Source organism: Anaerococcus sp. HMSC075B03 (assembly GCF_001815585.1).
GTDB lineage: Bacteria > Bacillota > Clostridia > Tissierellales > Peptoniphilaceae > Anaerococcus > Anaerococcus vaginalis.
This window is the reverse complement of the sequence record NZ_KV821183.1, coordinates 36,987-51,910: the sequence shown is the minus strand read 5'-3', so window position 1 is coordinate 51,910 and position 14,924 is coordinate 36,987. Positions and strand designations below refer to the sequence as shown.

Sequence of the window (14,924 nt, the reverse complement as noted above, 5' to 3'; positions counted from 1 at the left end):
TATTCTTTTTATTATCGGCATTATTACTTATTATTCTCTTAAATAATCACAAGGAGCTTTAATGAAAATAAAAATCAAATTATTACTTCTTATAAGTCTATTTTCTATATTTGTAGGATGTAATATCATAAAAAATGGAAAAAAATTTTCTGACGAAGAAATAAAAAAAGACGCTTTTATTATGTATAATCCTAAAAAAGAAAATGCAAAAAGCATTGAAACTTACAAGCCTTCTATGGCCGATGAGCTTTTTGAAGATACTTATGCTTACAAAATTTATGAAAAAAATAAGGAAAATCTTGGCAAAACTCGTGATATTCTTATGGAAGAATGCATCGATTACGCAAATAATTTGTATTTTATTTTTAGCTCTGATCTTGAAAAAATCAAAAAAAATAAGGGAAGTCTTAGGGCTAATTTGACTAATGAAAACGGCGAAGAATCTATCGAAAAAAGTTTATACGAAACTCAGCTTTTGGCGATTTGTGATACTTCTTCCAAACTTTATTATGCAATAAATGATTTAAAGCTTGTAAATGATTTGATGGGAAATTCTTATGATGATTTAAAAATTTATGCCAAGGATTTCATAGAAAAAAACGGGGAAAGTTTGCTTGATGACCAAATGAAAAATTTTGGTTTTGCTTATAATGATAAGGCTAAAGAAACTATAGAAAATCTTATAATTTCCTATCTGGATGAATTTAAAAAAGATCTCCCTCACAAAGATGGAGATAAAACAAATATAAAAATTGAAAAAGAAGTTAAGCTCAGCATGGAAAAGCTTGAAATTTTGAAATATTTTGATGATTTAGAAAAAGCTTTGAGAAAAACTTATAAGGAAAATTAAAAAAATTAATAATTTCAATCAAAAAGGCTCAAAATGAATTTTCATTTTAAGCCTTATTTTTTATCCCAAAACTTCAGATTTTTCTTTTATTTTTTCTTTTTTGTTGGCAAAATTTATTTTTCCTTCTTTTACTGTAAGGTTAATTTTCATATCTTTTGATAATTTTCCTTCCAATATTTCTTCTGCCAATTGGTTGTCGATTTTATTTGTGATATGACGTTCAAGTGGTCTTGCTCCGTATTCTTTTGAAAAACCACCTTCTGAAAGTAAATCTACAACTCTCTTGTTGTAATTTATTTCTATTCCAAGATTTTTTAATCTTTCTTTTGTTTCTTCAAGTAAAATTTTTGTAATTTCTTTGATGGCGTTCTTATCAAGTGAATTAAACATTATTATATCGTCAAGCCTGTTTAAAAATTCTGGAGCAAAGGCGTTTTTTATTGCCTTATTTATTATTTCCTTATTTGAATCATCAATTTCTTTTTCGACATCTCCAGTTCCAAATCCAATTTTCGGATTTTGATTTAAAGAAGAAACTCCAACGTTACTTGTCATAATTATAATTGTATTTTTAAAATCTACAGTTCTTCCTTGACCATCTGTCAAACGTCCATCATCAAGAATTTGTAAAAGCAAATTGAAAATATCTGGGTGGGCTTTTTCAATTTCGTCAAATAAAATTACAGAATATGGGTGTTTTCTTACAGCTTCTGTAAGTTGACCTCCTTCTTCGTAACCAACATATCCTGGAGGAGATCCAACAAGTCTTGACACGGCGAATTTTTCCATATATTCACTCATATCCATTCTTATTAAATTGTCCATATCTCCAAACAAATTTTTTGCCAAAGATTTTGCAAGGTATGTTTTTCCAACTCCTGTTGGCCCTACAAAAATAAATGAACCTATTGGTTTTTTTGGATCTTTTAAGCCAACTCTTGCTCTTTTTATAGCATGAGAAATTTTATCAATCGCCTTATCTTGACCTATAACTTCTTTTTTAAGGTCAATATCAAGATCCATATATTTTTGTTTTTCGTCTTCTGTTAATTTTGTTATCGGAACTTTTGACCAAGATGAAACAATTTTTGCAACTTCATCAAAAGAAATTTTTAAATCTGTTTTCTTTTCTTCTTTTTCTTTTTCAAGTTTTTCTCTTGTTTCATTTATTTGATCTCTTAGGCTTGCGGCTTTTTCAAAATTTTGCTCATTTATAGCCATATTTTTTTCTTCAATGAGCTTATCTAAAATTTCTTTTTTTGAAACTTGATTTTTATTTTCCTTATAATTTTTAATTCTTTCTTTTGAGCAAGCCTCATCAATTACATCGATCGCCTTATCTGGCAAAAATCTGTCTTGAATATATCTTTGTGATAAATCTACAGCAGCTTTTATGGCCTCATCTGTAATTTCCACCTTGTGATGGTCTTCGTATTTATCTTTTAATCCTTCAATTATTTTTATCGTGTCATCTTTATTTGGCTCTTCAACATGAACTGGTTGCATTCTTCTAGTTAAAGCTTGGTCTTTTTCTACATGCTTTCTATATTCATCAATTGTTGTCGCACCAATTATTTGAATATCGCCTTTGGCAAGAATTGGTTTTAAAATGTTTGCTGCATCCATAGAGCCTTCACTTGCTCCAGCTCCCAAAACCATGTGAAATTCGTCAATAAATAAAACTACATCTTCTCTTTGTTCCAGTTCTCCAAATAATTTTTTTAGCCTATCTTCAAAATCCCCACGATATTTTGTTCCTGCAATCATACTTGCAAGATCAAGTGAGACAATTGTTTTTTCCTTCATAACAAAAGGAACTTTTCCATCAACAATTCTTTGAGCAAGTCCTTCGATTATGGCAGTTTTTCCAACTCCTGGATCTCCAATCAAAATCGGATTGTTTTTTGTTCTTCTTAAAAGAATTTGAATAACTCTTTCAACTTCATCTTCCCTTCCAATAACTGGATCAATTTTTCCAGCCTCTGCCATTTCATTTAAATTTTTGGCAAATTTTTTAAGATTTTCACCCAAATTACTGGTAGAATTTGAAGATTTTTCTTCTTTTTGCAAACGAATCAAATTATCTCTAATAATTTTTTTATCAAGACCTGACAACATAAACATTAAATTTGTAAATGAATCATCGTCATTTAAAATTGCAAGAAGAACATCTTCTTCGCTTGCAGAAACTTTTTTTCTTTTTTGAGCAAAAAGTCTTGCCCTATCAAAAATTTGTCTTACTTTATTAGAATATTCCTTTGCAGGTCTTACCGCAGAGCCTTTGCCAATATTATTTATTACAATTGACCTTAAAAGTTCGTAATTTGCACCAGCTTCTTCCAAAGCCTTTGTCGCAAGAGAACCTGTTTTCATAAGAGCCAAAAGCAAATGCTCAACTCCTATATAATCGTGGCTAAGAGAATAAGATTCCCTTCGAGCCTGACCTGTTAGCCTATTTAATTTGTTATTTTCCATTATCTAGCCTCCATGTACGAATTTAAAAATTCATATCTTTCATTGTCACGGTTGCCCTTGTACTTATCCTTTGTAATATTGAAAATCAAATACTCAATTTCTTGATTTGATAATTTTGTTTTAAAACCCAAAATATTATATTTTTTTAAATCATAAAGACAATTTATCATGGCTGTTAAAGTCTTTAAATTTTTGCTTTCCAAATTATCTTCCAAAATTTTTATAGAATCTTTTATATCTTCATCATTTAATCCATTTAAAGATTGAAAATCTCTCCTAAATCTTCTCTCATTTCTAACGATTGTATCTAAAATATTTTCAAAATTTTCCAAATATTCGTCAATTTTTTCCCTATAATTTCCGAAATTTTTCAAAATATAAATATCATCGTCATAGGATTTAAAATATTCTGGAACAAATCTTGTAAAATAAATTCCATCATGAGCAAGACTTGATTTTAAAGTTAGATATGCTTGGGTATTATCCAAAAGTCCAAACAAAAATAATTTAAACCTTATTTCAATTCCATTTCCACAATCTCTACCAAAACTTGTCAAATATCCATATTGAGGAGAAAAAGAAAAATCAAATTTTTTATCCAAATCTTCTTCAATTTCCATCGCCCTTTCATAAGCAAGCTTGATTTCTTCTCCAAAATTTGAAATATTTATAGAAATATGGTCTTTATCATTTATAACAAGAATATAATCATCCTCAAAAACAAGACCAATCACAGCTTCTTTATTTTTTGAATCTTCTGTAATTATTCCTGCATTAATAAGTTTATTTAAAGTATTTTCATCTATCTCATCTAAAAGTATCAATTCATCCCCATAAATTTCCCTAAATTTTTCAATAATTTCTAGAGAATCTTTTTCCGAAAGACTTATGGGGAAATTATATCCTTCAATATTTCTTTTCAAAGATAAGTTGTTTTCAAGTATTATGTCCTTATAATAATCTATCAATTTCTCACCTTCATATTTAATTCATCTATTTTTTCTTTAAGATCTTGAGCCTTTTCAAAATCTTCAATCTCAACTGATTTTTGCAACTGTTCTTGCAAATTTTTAATTTTTATTGCCACTTCCCTGAAATCTCTGTGTTTTTTTGGAAATTTTCCGTCATATTTTTTCAAATTATTTACAGCCTTCAAAATTTCTACCGTAAGTTTTTTGTCGATTTCATAACAATAAGGACATCCAAACACTCCACTTTTTATATTTGTCAAAGAATTTCCACACTTTGGACAAGTTTCTTCTTTTAATGATGAAAAATAATCATAAGAAAAATTATTTTTTGAAATTTTGTAATCATAATAAGAATCGATAATTTGGTCAAGGCTTGGAACAAATTTATCTACCAAACTCTTCCAATCAAAATTATTTATATCAATATCTTTTTCATTTCCATCAAAAAGAAAATTTCCTTCGCCTTTGGATAATTTTTCCATACAATCATTGCACAAGTGGAAATCATGCTCTATGCCATTTATAATTGCTTTTACAGTTACATTTGCTTCGTTGTCGCATCTGTCACACTTCATAATTAACTCCTTATTAGAAAGCTCAGTAAAATATTTTTTACTATATCATGCCTTACTAAATTTCTCTTATTTTTTTCTACATTCATAAGGGACTTGTCAAGGATAGCATAGACAGCAATTCCCAATTCATTTTCGTTCATATATCCCTTGTTAAAAAGTTCCGTAAAAAAACTTTTTGCCCTTTCCTCAGTTAATTCTTTATCTAAATTTTTAATAATATATTTTATATAATCATCTTCATCTTCAACTATAGTAATAATTCTTATAAAGCCGTTGCCGCCTCTTTTGCTTTCAATTAAATATCCATTGTATGGAGTAAATCTTGTAGAAAGCACATAATTAATTTGACTTGGAGAACACTCAAACCTTGTTGCCAAATCATTTCTTCCAATTTCTACAAAACCATCTTGAGTATCTTCCAAAAGAGCTTTCAAGAATTTTTCTATATCAGACGTTAGTCCTGCCATAGATTTACCTCAATTTCTTTGACTTTCTCTGACCTTTTAAATAATAAATAAAGATTCAATTCGAATCTTATTCTTATTGTACACTAAAATAGTAGAGATTCAAGAATATTGATATGCAATAAAAACATAAAAAACAAGGCCAAATATTTTAAAATATTTTAGCCTTGTTAATTTTTTTAATCATCTCGTCTGTTGCCAAACAAAATCCAAAGTCTTAAAAATTGTAAGGCAGTAGAAATTGTAGCTGCCACATAAGTTAAAGCTGCAGCTTTTAGCATATCTTTTGCATAATCATTTTCAACACCAACAAGCATGCCCGATTCATTTAAAACTTTCAAAGCTCTTCTTGATGCATCAAATTCTACAGGAAGAGTTATAATTTGAAAAATTAAGACAAAAGAAAATAAAAATATTCCAATGCTAATTAATTTTCCCATAGAAAGAAAAATTCCCAGCAAAATTAAAGGAAAAGATAATTTTGAACCAAGCCCTACAGCAGGAATCAAGAAAGATTTTATTTTTAAAGGAATATAGCCTTTTTTGTATTGAATAACGTGTCCACATTCGTGAGCTGCCGCAGCCAAAGATGCAATCGAAGTATCATCAATAGAAGCTTCCGTCAAAGCAATTTCTTTACTAATAGGATTAAAATAATAAGATAAATCCCCTTTTATTTTTTTGATTGAAATATCATTATAAGAATTTGTAGACAAAATATATCTTGCAGCATCAAAACCTGTTATAGATTTTTGAGTTTTTATTTTTTTGTACTTATCGAATTTTCTTTGAATATTAGCTTGAGCTATACTACTTATAAAAATTCCAATGAGAACCAAAATATAAGTTCTGTCAAAATAAAACATAATTTTCTCCTTTTATTTTTTTCAATATACTACAGGGATTTTTTATTTCAATTGTAAAAAAATAAAACACAAGGAAATTAGAATTTTAAAATATAAATATAATAAAGATAGCTCTTGATTTAAATATGCAAAAAATAAAATAAAATCTTTGAAAATTTTTCCCAAAATAAAAAGACCCCTTTGGGCCTTTTTATAATATAGAAAAGAATAAGTTAGTCCTAGTTTTCTATAGGGAAAACTATAAGGAATTAATAATGAAAAACCTAGCTATTTACTAGCTAATATTATTATAGCATGATTTGATAAAAATGCAAACTTTTTTTTATAAATTTTATATCCTTATAATTTCAATGTTTATGCGTTAAATTTTCGTTTTCCTGAAATTATTTTATTTGTATTTGTCTACTTCTTTTTGAAGTTTTTCTGCATGCTCGCTGTCTCCCAATAAAACTAGGGTATCATCTTTTTTTATTTTCCAATTTGCATCTGGATTTATAACCATTTCTCCATCTCTTTTATAAGCTATTACCATCATTTTATATTTTTTTCTAAAATCTACTTCTATCAAATTTTTTCCAATTATTTCTTTGAAAGCTTTTAATTCTAGCATAGAATAATCATCTGAAAAATGGAAAAATTGTAGAAGATTTGATCCTGCAATGCTTCTTGCAAGCTTTTCTCCCATATCAATTTCTGGAAAAATTATTTGATCTGCTCCAATTTTTTTCAAAATTCTTGCGTGATTTGTTGATGTTGCTTTGGCTATAATTTTTTCTACATTATGGTCTTTGGCAAATAAAGTTGCAGCCATTGATGCCTCAAGACTTTCTCCTGTCGCTATTACTGCCACATCAAAATTTCCCATTCCTAATTCTTCTAGTGCTTTGTCATTTGAAATATCGCATTGAACAGCACTTGTTACTTTTCCTGAAATATTTTGAACTAAATCGTAATCTTTGTCCACTGCCATAACTTCTAATCCATCTTCAAAAAGTTTTGTTGCAACTCTTTCTCCAAATCTTCCGATTCCTAAAACTATTACACTTTTTATCATTTTTTTCTCCTAACCTATACTAATATTTGCTTCTGGAAATCTTATATATTTTGTTTTTGATTTAAGTCCAATTGAATAAGCCATAGTCATTGGGCCAATTCTTCCTAGATACATACTTAAAGTTATCATAATTTTTCCAAGATTTGAAAAATCTCCGGTAATTCCCCTGCTTGCTCCAACTGTACCAAAGGCTGATGCCACCTCATAAGCTATGTCTAATACTTTAAAATTTTCGCTCAATGATAAAATAAAAATAACCAAAAATATTAATCCCAAATAAACCATTATAATTGCAAGGGCCTTTCTGATTGTCTTTGAGTCAATATGTTTATTAAAAATTGTAACTTCATCTTCTTCTTTAAAAATTGAAATTGTTGATAAAATCAAAACTCCAAAAGTTGTTGTTTTTAATCCACCGGCAGTTGATCCTGGAGAACCTCCTATAACCATCAAAACACTTAGTAATAAAACACTTGTGTCGTGCATTTGATTTAATTTTACAGAATAAAATCCAGCAGTTCTAGCAGAAACGGATTGGAAGGCTGATTGCATTATAGAATTTTTAATTCCTTCTTGGTACAAAACTCCACCGACTTGCCTTTCAATTAAATAAAAAGCAAGAGTTCCTATTACTATAAGAAAACCACTGATTATCAAAACTAATTTGGCGTGAGTAGATAATTTTTTGAAAGATCTTTTCCTAAAAATTTCTGCTGTAACCATAAAACCAAGTCCACCAATTACAATCAAGCTCATCAAAGTAATATTAACCAAATTATCATTTCTGTACGGATAAATTGAATCTCCCAAAAGATCAAACCCTGCATTACAAAAGGCAGAAATCGAATGGAAAATTGAATACCACAAGCCCTTTGCAATTCCAAAAATTGGAACAAAACGAAGGGATAAGAAAAATGCTCCCAAAAATTCTATAAAAAATGTAAAAACCAAGACATATTTGAATAATTTCATAATCCCTTGGAGGGTGTCAATGTTTAATTGTTCTTTTAAAATTTGTCTTGATTTTAAGCCGATTTTTTTTCTCAAAAGTAAGGGAAAAAGTGTCGCCAAGGTCATTACACCCAGTCCCCCGATTTGAATTAAAAATAAAATCAAAAGATGACCGTAAGAATTCCAATGTTCAGCCGTATTTACAGTTGTAAGTCCTGTAACACAAGATGCTGAAGCTGCTACAAAAATCGAATCAATTAAATTTGTAAACTTACCACTTCTTGTAAAAATCGGCAAAGATAAAATACATCCTCCCATAAGGATCAAAATCGCAAAACCTAAAGTCAAATACAAGGGTGGATTTGATGTAATTTTATCTGATAATTTTTCCAAAAAATTTTGTTTATTTTTACTAATATTTCTCATTTTCTTTCCTTATATAAAAACTAATAAAATTTAAAGCCTAATTCAAAGGCGTATCTCATCTAATTTTATACCCTAGATTATAAATGTCAACACAAATACAAAAGACTTTACAAATAATTTATTTTTTTGTTTTATTATATTTTTGAGGGTATAAATTAAAAAAGCAGATTGGAGTTTTTTATGAAAAAATATTATTTTAAGGAAAAATTTTTTAAAATTACAGATAAGTATCCGATTTTAGATGAAAACGGAAAGGAAGTTTTCTTTTTTGACCAAGATTTTAAATTCGTAGGTTATGAGGCGAAATTAAAAGATATGAATGGAAATATTTTATTTAATATTTCCAAAAAAATTCTTTCTTTTCTCCAAACTTATTATGTTGATTTTTGTGATGGAAGTCGTATGGAAATAAATCAAAAATTATCTTTTTTAAAAAGGAGAGTCGATGCTTTTTACGATGGAAAAGAATTAAATTTAAAGGGCTCTTTTATGGACCATGATTTTGAAGTTTATTACCAAAATAATTTGATTGCTGATATGAATAAGAAATTTTTTGCTTTTAGCGACCAATATGAGCTTACGGTTTATGACGAAAATTTCACTTTAGTTTTGATTGCTCTTTGTCTTTGCATTAATGAAATGAAAAATAGAGATGATGCTGCGGCTAGCTCTTCAAATTAAAATTGATTTTTGAAATATTTAACATATAATTATATCAACAAGAGGGAGTAGCTTAATTATTCAATCGTCATTACGGTTTAACCCGGTTGAATAAACCACTTGGTAGCAAGACTTTTGGCGATGTGCCATTAGTCTTTTCTTTTTGTATAGAAAAAAAATTAGAATAAAAAAATTTAAGGAGGTAGGAATGGACTATTTAGGTCAAAAAAATGAAATTGTAAAAAAACTTGACTCAGATAGCTTAAGAGGCTTATCAAAAGATCTTGCAGCTAAACGTCTTGAAGAAAACGGCCCAAATAAAATTGAATCCAAGAAGAAAAAATCTCTTGGCAAAAAAATCGCCGAGCAAATTATTGATCCTATGGTAATTTTATTGATAGTTGCATCAATTGTATCAGCTTTTACAGGCGATAAAGTTGAATGTTTTATAATTATTGCTATCGTTATTATCAATGCAATTATGTCAATTATTCAAGAAGGAAAAGCTGAAGATTCTGTTGAGGCCTTGCAAAAAATGTCATCGCCCGAAGCAAGTGTAATTCGTGATGGCAAAAAAATAAAAGTAAAAGCAGAAGAATTGGTTGTGGGCGATGTAGTTGTAATTGAAACTGGAGATATTGTTCCAGCTGATATGCGTTTATTAGAATCATCAAATCTAAAAATCGACGAGTCTTCTCTTACTGGAGAATCTGTTGCAACAGAAAAAAATTCTGAAGCAGTTTATGACAGCGAAGTGGGAATTGGCGATAGGGAAAATTTTGCTTTCTCATCAACAATTGTAACTTACGGACACGCAAGAGGAATTGTTACTCAAACTGGTTCTGACACAGAAATGGGAAAAATCGCATCAAGCCTTCATCAAGTTGAAGATAAGGATACGCCATTACAAAGACAATTAAATAAATTATCAAAACTTTTGGCAATTCTTGTAGTTGTTGTTTGTATAATCGTATTTGTTGTTGGATATTTTAGAACTGGCGATTCACTTTTAGACAATTTAATGGTGGCAGTCTCTCTTGCTGTTGCAGCAATTCCTGAAGGACTTACAGCGGTTGTAACAATAGTTTTATCAATCGGAATGAACAGAATGGCAGAAAGAAAAGCCATTGTAAAATCTCTAGTTTCTGTAGAAACTCTTGGAGCAACAACAGCAATTTGTTCAGATAAAACTGGAACATTAACTCAAAATGAGATGACCATTACAAAAATTTGGACAAATGAAAAAGAATATGAAGTTGAGGGAAGTGGATATGAACCAAAAGGTCACATAAAACTTGACGATGAAAAAATAGAAGATGAAGAAAATATAAAACTTCTAATGAAAATTTCGACTTTATGTAATGATGCTGATTTGGTTTTGGAAAATGACCAATATAAAATTATTGGAGATCCAACAGAAGGCGCTATGCTTACATTTTCTGAAAAATGGGGAATAGTTCAAGAGGATTTAGAAAAAAAACATCCAAGAATTGAAGAAATTCCTTTTGATTCTGACAGAAAAATGATGACAACCTTCCACAACGTCGAAGAAAATTATAAAGCAATGACAAAAGGCGCTCCGGATATAATAATTTCAAATTCTTCAAAAATTTTATTAAATGGAGAAATTGTAGATTTCACTGAAGATTTAAAGCAAAAGGCAATGGATGAAAATAAAAATCTTGCCAAACAAGCTCTTCGTGTAATGGCTTACGCCTTTAGAGAATTTGATTCAATAAAAAATGAAGATTTAACAAGCGAAAATATAGAAAGAGAAATGGTATTTGTTGGACTTACTGGAATGATAGATCCACCAAGACCAGAAGCAAAAAAAGCAGTAGCAGAATGTCACTCATCAGGAATTGATGTCCTAATGATTACTGGAGATTATTTAGAAACAGCCTTCGCAATAGCAAGAGATTTGGGAATTGCAGATTCCAAAGACCAAGCAATTGAAGGAAAAGAATTAAATAATATGACAGATGAAGAAATTAGAAAAATTGCCAAAGAAAAAAGAGTTTTTGCAAGAGTATCTCCACAAAATAAGGTGCAACTTGTAAACGCCCTCCAAGAAAACGGCGAAATAGTTGCCATGACAGGAGACGGAGTAAACGATGCTCCAGCAATTAAAAATGCTGACATAGGAATTTCTATGGGAATTACAGGAACTGACGTTGCAAAAGATACAGCAAATATGATTTTGGTTGACGATAATTTTGCTACAATTGTAAATGCAGTCGAAGAAGGAAGAATAATTTTTGCAAATATTAGAAAATTTGTTTCATTCTTACTTTCATGTAACATAGCAGAAGTTTTGATTGTATTTTTGTCAATTTTATTTGGACTTCCTTCTCCACTTACACCAATTCAATTACTTTGGTTAAACCTAATAACAGATGCTTTCCCAGCCCTTGCCCTTGGCGTTGAGCCTGGAGAAAAAGATATAATGGAAAGAGAACCAAGAGAGCCAAAAGAATCAATAATTTCTGGAGATTTGAGAAATTCACTAATTGTTCAATCACTAGCGATTACATTTGCAGTTTTAATTTCTTATATAATTGGATTAAAATTAATCTTCCCAGGAAATATAGAAGGAGCTCACACAATGGTTTTTGCAACCTTAATTACAAGTGAGCTTTTGAGAGCATTTTCTGTAAGAAGTACAAAATATACCCTAAAAGAATTGGGAATAGGTTCAAACAAACAATTAATAAAAGCAAATATCCTATCATTCGCCCTACTTTTAATAGTAATGTACGTAGGACCATTAAGATATTTATTTGAATTAGAATTAATAACCTGGCAATGGATAATAATTTTAGCACTCGCCTTTATACCATTAATTTTAGGAGAAGTTCACAAAATTAGTGTGAGAAAAAAATAATATAGTTTTAAGAAGAAAGCAAGACCGCTTGCTTTTTTCTTAACTTTTAGTATAATGAAAATGACTAAAGGAACATATAGTTCATTGTAAGACTAAAAAAGCAGGAGCGGCAACTCCTGCTTTTTTATTTGGCTAGTTATCACATTTGTCATCGGCATCTAACCATTTACAAATAAAATGACCAATTATATTTGTCAAAATGCCAATTATAAAGGAACATATATCTTTCATGTAAGCACCTCCATTCTGTTATCAGATTGGATGTGATAACACCATAATTATATCAAATTATCTTATCTTTTTAAAAATTTTACAATTTAAAAATAATTCCAAACAAAGCGCCCATTCCTATTATTAATAGGGGATGGATTTTTTTGTATTTTCTTAATAAAAATAAAAATCCTAGGAACAAAACAAGTTGGATTATTTGAAATAAATCTAGAAAATTCCCTGTTTTTTCATATAATTTTACATTAAATAAAGAAATTATCATTACATTTAACATCGCTCCCAAAATAAGTCCTGCTGTTGATGGTCTTATGTATTCAAAAGCATTTTTTACTGTAAGAGATGTTTTAAATTTATCCAAAGATTTTGCAATGATTAAAATTATAATTATTGCAGGCGCTATCAAAGAAATGCTTGCAAGGATTGCTCCAAAAATCCCGTAGGCTCTATATCCTGCAAAACTTGCCACATTTATTCCTATTGCTCCGGGTGTTGATTCTGAAACTGCAATCATATCTAATAATTCTTCGCTTGTAAACCAATCATAATTTTCTGCCATTTTTTGCAAAAATGGAAAAGTTGCCATTCCTCCTCCAATTGCAAAAAGTCCAGTTTTTAAAAATTCCCACATCAACCTAAGCATATTTGCCTCCAAAAATAATTCCAAAAATTCCGCAAGAAATCACTATAATAATTGGCGAAATAGAAAAAATTCCTATAGCAATAAAAGTTAATAAAAAAATTAAAATTTTTATTTTTGTATCAGCAGTTTTTTTGACCATATTTATTACAGTATTTAAAACTAGAGCTGAAACTGCAATTCTAATTCCAGCAAAGGCGTGTTGGATTATTAATAAATGTGAAAATTCTTTTAAAAAATTTGCAATTATTGTAATTATTATTATTGATGGAGTGATAAAACCAAGTGATGCAACAATTCCTCCAAGATTTCCTTTTCTTTTTCTCCCACAAAAAGTCGAAGTATTTACAGCAATTATTCCTGGAGTTGTTTGACCTATTGCGTAATAATCTAAAATTTCTTCTTCTGTAATCCATTTTCTTTTATCGACCAATTCTCTTTGTAAGAGCGGAAGCATGGCGTAGCCTCCCCCAAAGGTAAAGGCTCCTATTTTAAAAAAAGTTATGTAAAGCTCAAATAATATTTTCATTTTTAAATTTCTCCTTTGTATTTTATTATAGCACAAGGCAAAGGTCAGGCTAAATGTCTTGATTTTAGGCTTTTTTGAAGTATGATTATTCAATATGACTGATAAAATGAAAGGAAATTTATGAATTTAACTTTATCAAATTCTTATTTAGAACACTTAGAAGAAATTAAAAATTTATATATAGAAGCTTTCCCAAAAGCTGAAAGAAAACCTCTAGACCAAATTATAAAAGTTTGCGAAAATTCTTTGGGAAGAATTATTCCAATTTTGCTTGATGATGAATTTGTAGGAATGTTTATTACCTTGGATTCGGATTGCGATAATACGCTTTTGATTGATTATTTTGCCATAAAAAGCGATTATAGGGGACTAAGTCTTGGTTCAAAATCTATAGAACTTTTGAATGAAAGAGAAAATAAAACAATAATAATTGAAATTGAACCTTGCGTTGAAGATGCTTGTAATCTTGTTCAAAGGCAAAAAAGAAAGAATTTTTACAAAAATTTGGGCTTTAGGCAAACTGACATAAACATTTCATGGTTTGGAGTTGATCTTGAACTAATGAGCCTAAATAAAACTATAAATTTTGAACATTATATGAACTTATTAACTTCAATTTTCCCAAAATCTTACATTGAAGATAATATAAAGCTTGCATAAGAAAATTTTAAGGAGTTTTTATGAAATTATTTTTTGACTGCGATGGAACAATCCTTGATTCCATGCACATTTGGCTAGAACCAATAGCGAAACTTTTAAAAGAATATAATTACAAACTTACAACCGAAGAGAAAGGAAAAATTGAAGCCTTATCATTTTTGGATACAGTAAAATGGCTAAAAGAAAATGTCTGCAAAGACAAAAGTGAAAAAGAAGTTTTAGATTATTTTTCTTCTACAATAACAGATGCCTACAAAAATCATTTGTTAGCAAAAGACGGAGCTGTTGAAATTTTACAAAAATTAAAAAACGATGGCTATGATATGTGTATTTGTTCATCAACTGACAAAATTCATCTAGAAAATGCCCTAAGAAGACTTGGCATAATAAATTTATTTGATTTTATCCTGACTCCAGATAAATTTCCTTACAAAAAAAGCGACAAGGAATATTGGCAAAAGGCACTAGATAATTATAAAATTGATGCAAAAGACGCAGTTTTATTTGACGATGCCCTTTATGCAGTAAAATCTGCCAAAAAACTTGGAATAAAAACCGTAGGCATAAAAGATTTCCCATACAACAAAAACGAATGGGACAAAATAAAAAAACAAGCAGATATGGTAATTGATAATATCAAAGATATTGATATGGAAAAAATTAAAAATCTATAAAATAAAACCACCAAACG

The 14,924-nt window shown here is 29.3% G+C and carries 14 protein-coding genes; 5 read left to right on the top strand and 9 right to left on the bottom strand.

Annotation, left to right across the window (positions count from 1 at the left end; translation table 11 throughout):
* Positions 1–61 precede the first annotated feature (61 nt).
* Entirely contained in the window at positions 62–850 is a 789-nt protein-coding gene (locus HMPREF3045_RS04375) for a hypothetical protein (RefSeq protein WP_070737223.1), read from the top strand.
* A gap of 60 nt (positions 851–910) precedes the next feature.
* Here the strand turns inward: HMPREF3045_RS04375 and HMPREF3045_RS04370 are convergent, their stop codons facing one another.
* The 7 genes from HMPREF3045_RS04370 to HMPREF3045_RS04340 all read right to left on the bottom strand — a co-directional run bounded on the left by HMPREF3045_RS04370 (position 911) and on the right by HMPREF3045_RS04340 (position 8,632).
* Entirely contained in the window at positions 911–3,325 is a 2,415-nt protein-coding gene (locus tag HMPREF3045_RS04370; protein WP_070737220.1) for an ATP-dependent Clp protease ATP-binding subunit, read from the bottom strand.
* On the bottom strand, positions 3,325–4,293 hold the full coding sequence (locus HMPREF3045_RS04365) for an ATP--guanido phosphotransferase (RefSeq protein ID WP_070737217.1): 969 nt from the start codon (positions 4,291–4,293) through the stop codon (positions 3,325–3,327). The genes HMPREF3045_RS04370 and HMPREF3045_RS04365 overlap by 1 nt, the downstream gene beginning before the upstream one ends.
* On the bottom strand, positions 4,290–4,871 hold the full coding sequence (locus HMPREF3045_RS04360; RefSeq protein ID WP_070605626.1) for a transcriptional regulator: 582 nt from the start codon (positions 4,869–4,871) through the stop codon (positions 4,290–4,292). The genes HMPREF3045_RS04365 and HMPREF3045_RS04360 overlap by 4 nt, the downstream gene beginning before the upstream one ends.
* A gap of 2 nt (positions 4,872–4,873) precedes the next feature.
* Positions 4,874–5,338 (bottom strand): CtsR family transcriptional regulator, encoded by a 465-nt coding sequence (locus HMPREF3045_RS04355; protein WP_019119017.1) that lies wholly within the window; start codon positions 5,336–5,338, stop codon positions 4,874–4,876.
* 176 nt (positions 5,339–5,514) lie between these two features.
* Positions 5,515–6,201 (bottom strand): zinc metallopeptidase, encoded by a 687-nt coding sequence (locus tag HMPREF3045_RS04350; RefSeq protein ID WP_070737214.1) that lies wholly within the window; start codon positions 6,199–6,201, stop codon positions 5,515–5,517.
* Between the two features lie 388 nt (positions 6,202–6,589).
* The gene (locus HMPREF3045_RS04345; RefSeq protein WP_070737212.1) at positions 6,590–7,255 is read right to left on the bottom strand and encodes a potassium channel family protein; all 666 of its coding nucleotides are present in this window, start codon (positions 7,253–7,255) and stop codon (positions 6,590–6,592) included.
* A 9-nt stretch (positions 7,256–7,264) separates the two neighbouring features.
* A complete protein-coding gene (locus HMPREF3045_RS04340) occupies positions 7,265–8,632 on the bottom strand; it encodes a TrkH family potassium uptake protein (RefSeq protein ID WP_070737209.1) in 1,368 nt (455 codons plus the stop codon).
* 180 nt (positions 8,633–8,812) lie between these two features.
* Here HMPREF3045_RS04340 and HMPREF3045_RS04335 point away from each other — a divergent pair, with 180 nt between their 5' ends.
* Together HMPREF3045_RS04335 and HMPREF3045_RS04330 are read left to right on the top strand one after the other, a co-directional pair.
* A complete protein-coding gene (locus HMPREF3045_RS04335; protein WP_070737207.1) occupies positions 8,813–9,313 on the top strand; it encodes an LURP-one-related/scramblase family protein in 501 nt (166 codons plus the stop codon).
* Positions 9,314–9,500: 187 nt separating this feature from the next.
* On the top strand, positions 9,501–12,176 hold the full coding sequence (locus HMPREF3045_RS04330) for a cation-translocating P-type ATPase (RefSeq protein ID WP_070737204.1): 2,676 nt from the start codon (positions 9,501–9,503) through the stop codon (positions 12,174–12,176).
* Between the two features lie 310 nt (positions 12,177–12,486).
* On the opposite strand, the gene HMPREF3045_RS04325 is transcribed toward HMPREF3045_RS04330, so the two are convergent.
* Together HMPREF3045_RS04325 and HMPREF3045_RS04320 are read right to left on the bottom strand one after the other, a co-directional pair.
* Entirely contained in the window at positions 12,487–13,047 is a 561-nt protein-coding gene (locus HMPREF3045_RS04325; RefSeq protein ID WP_070737203.1) for a chromate transporter, read from the bottom strand.
* Positions 13,040–13,573: a chromate transporter gene (locus HMPREF3045_RS04320; RefSeq protein ID WP_070737202.1), complete on the bottom strand. Its 534-nt coding sequence runs from the start codon at positions 13,571–13,573 to the stop codon at positions 13,040–13,042. Before HMPREF3045_RS04320 ends, HMPREF3045_RS04325 begins: the two co-directional genes overlap by 8 nt.
* A gap of 120 nt (positions 13,574–13,693) precedes the next feature.
* Here HMPREF3045_RS04320 and HMPREF3045_RS04315 point away from each other — a divergent pair, with 120 nt between their 5' ends.
* Entirely contained in the window at positions 13,694–14,233 is a 540-nt protein-coding gene (locus HMPREF3045_RS04315) for a GNAT family N-acetyltransferase (protein WP_070737201.1), read from the top strand.
* 20 nt (positions 14,234–14,253) lie between these two features.
* Positions 14,254–14,907 carry an HAD family hydrolase gene (locus tag HMPREF3045_RS04310; protein ID WP_070737200.1) on the top strand — a complete coding sequence of 218 codons (654 nt, stop codon included), beginning with the start codon at positions 14,254–14,256 and terminating at the stop codon, positions 14,905–14,907.
* Positions 14,908–14,924 lie beyond the last annotated feature (17 nt).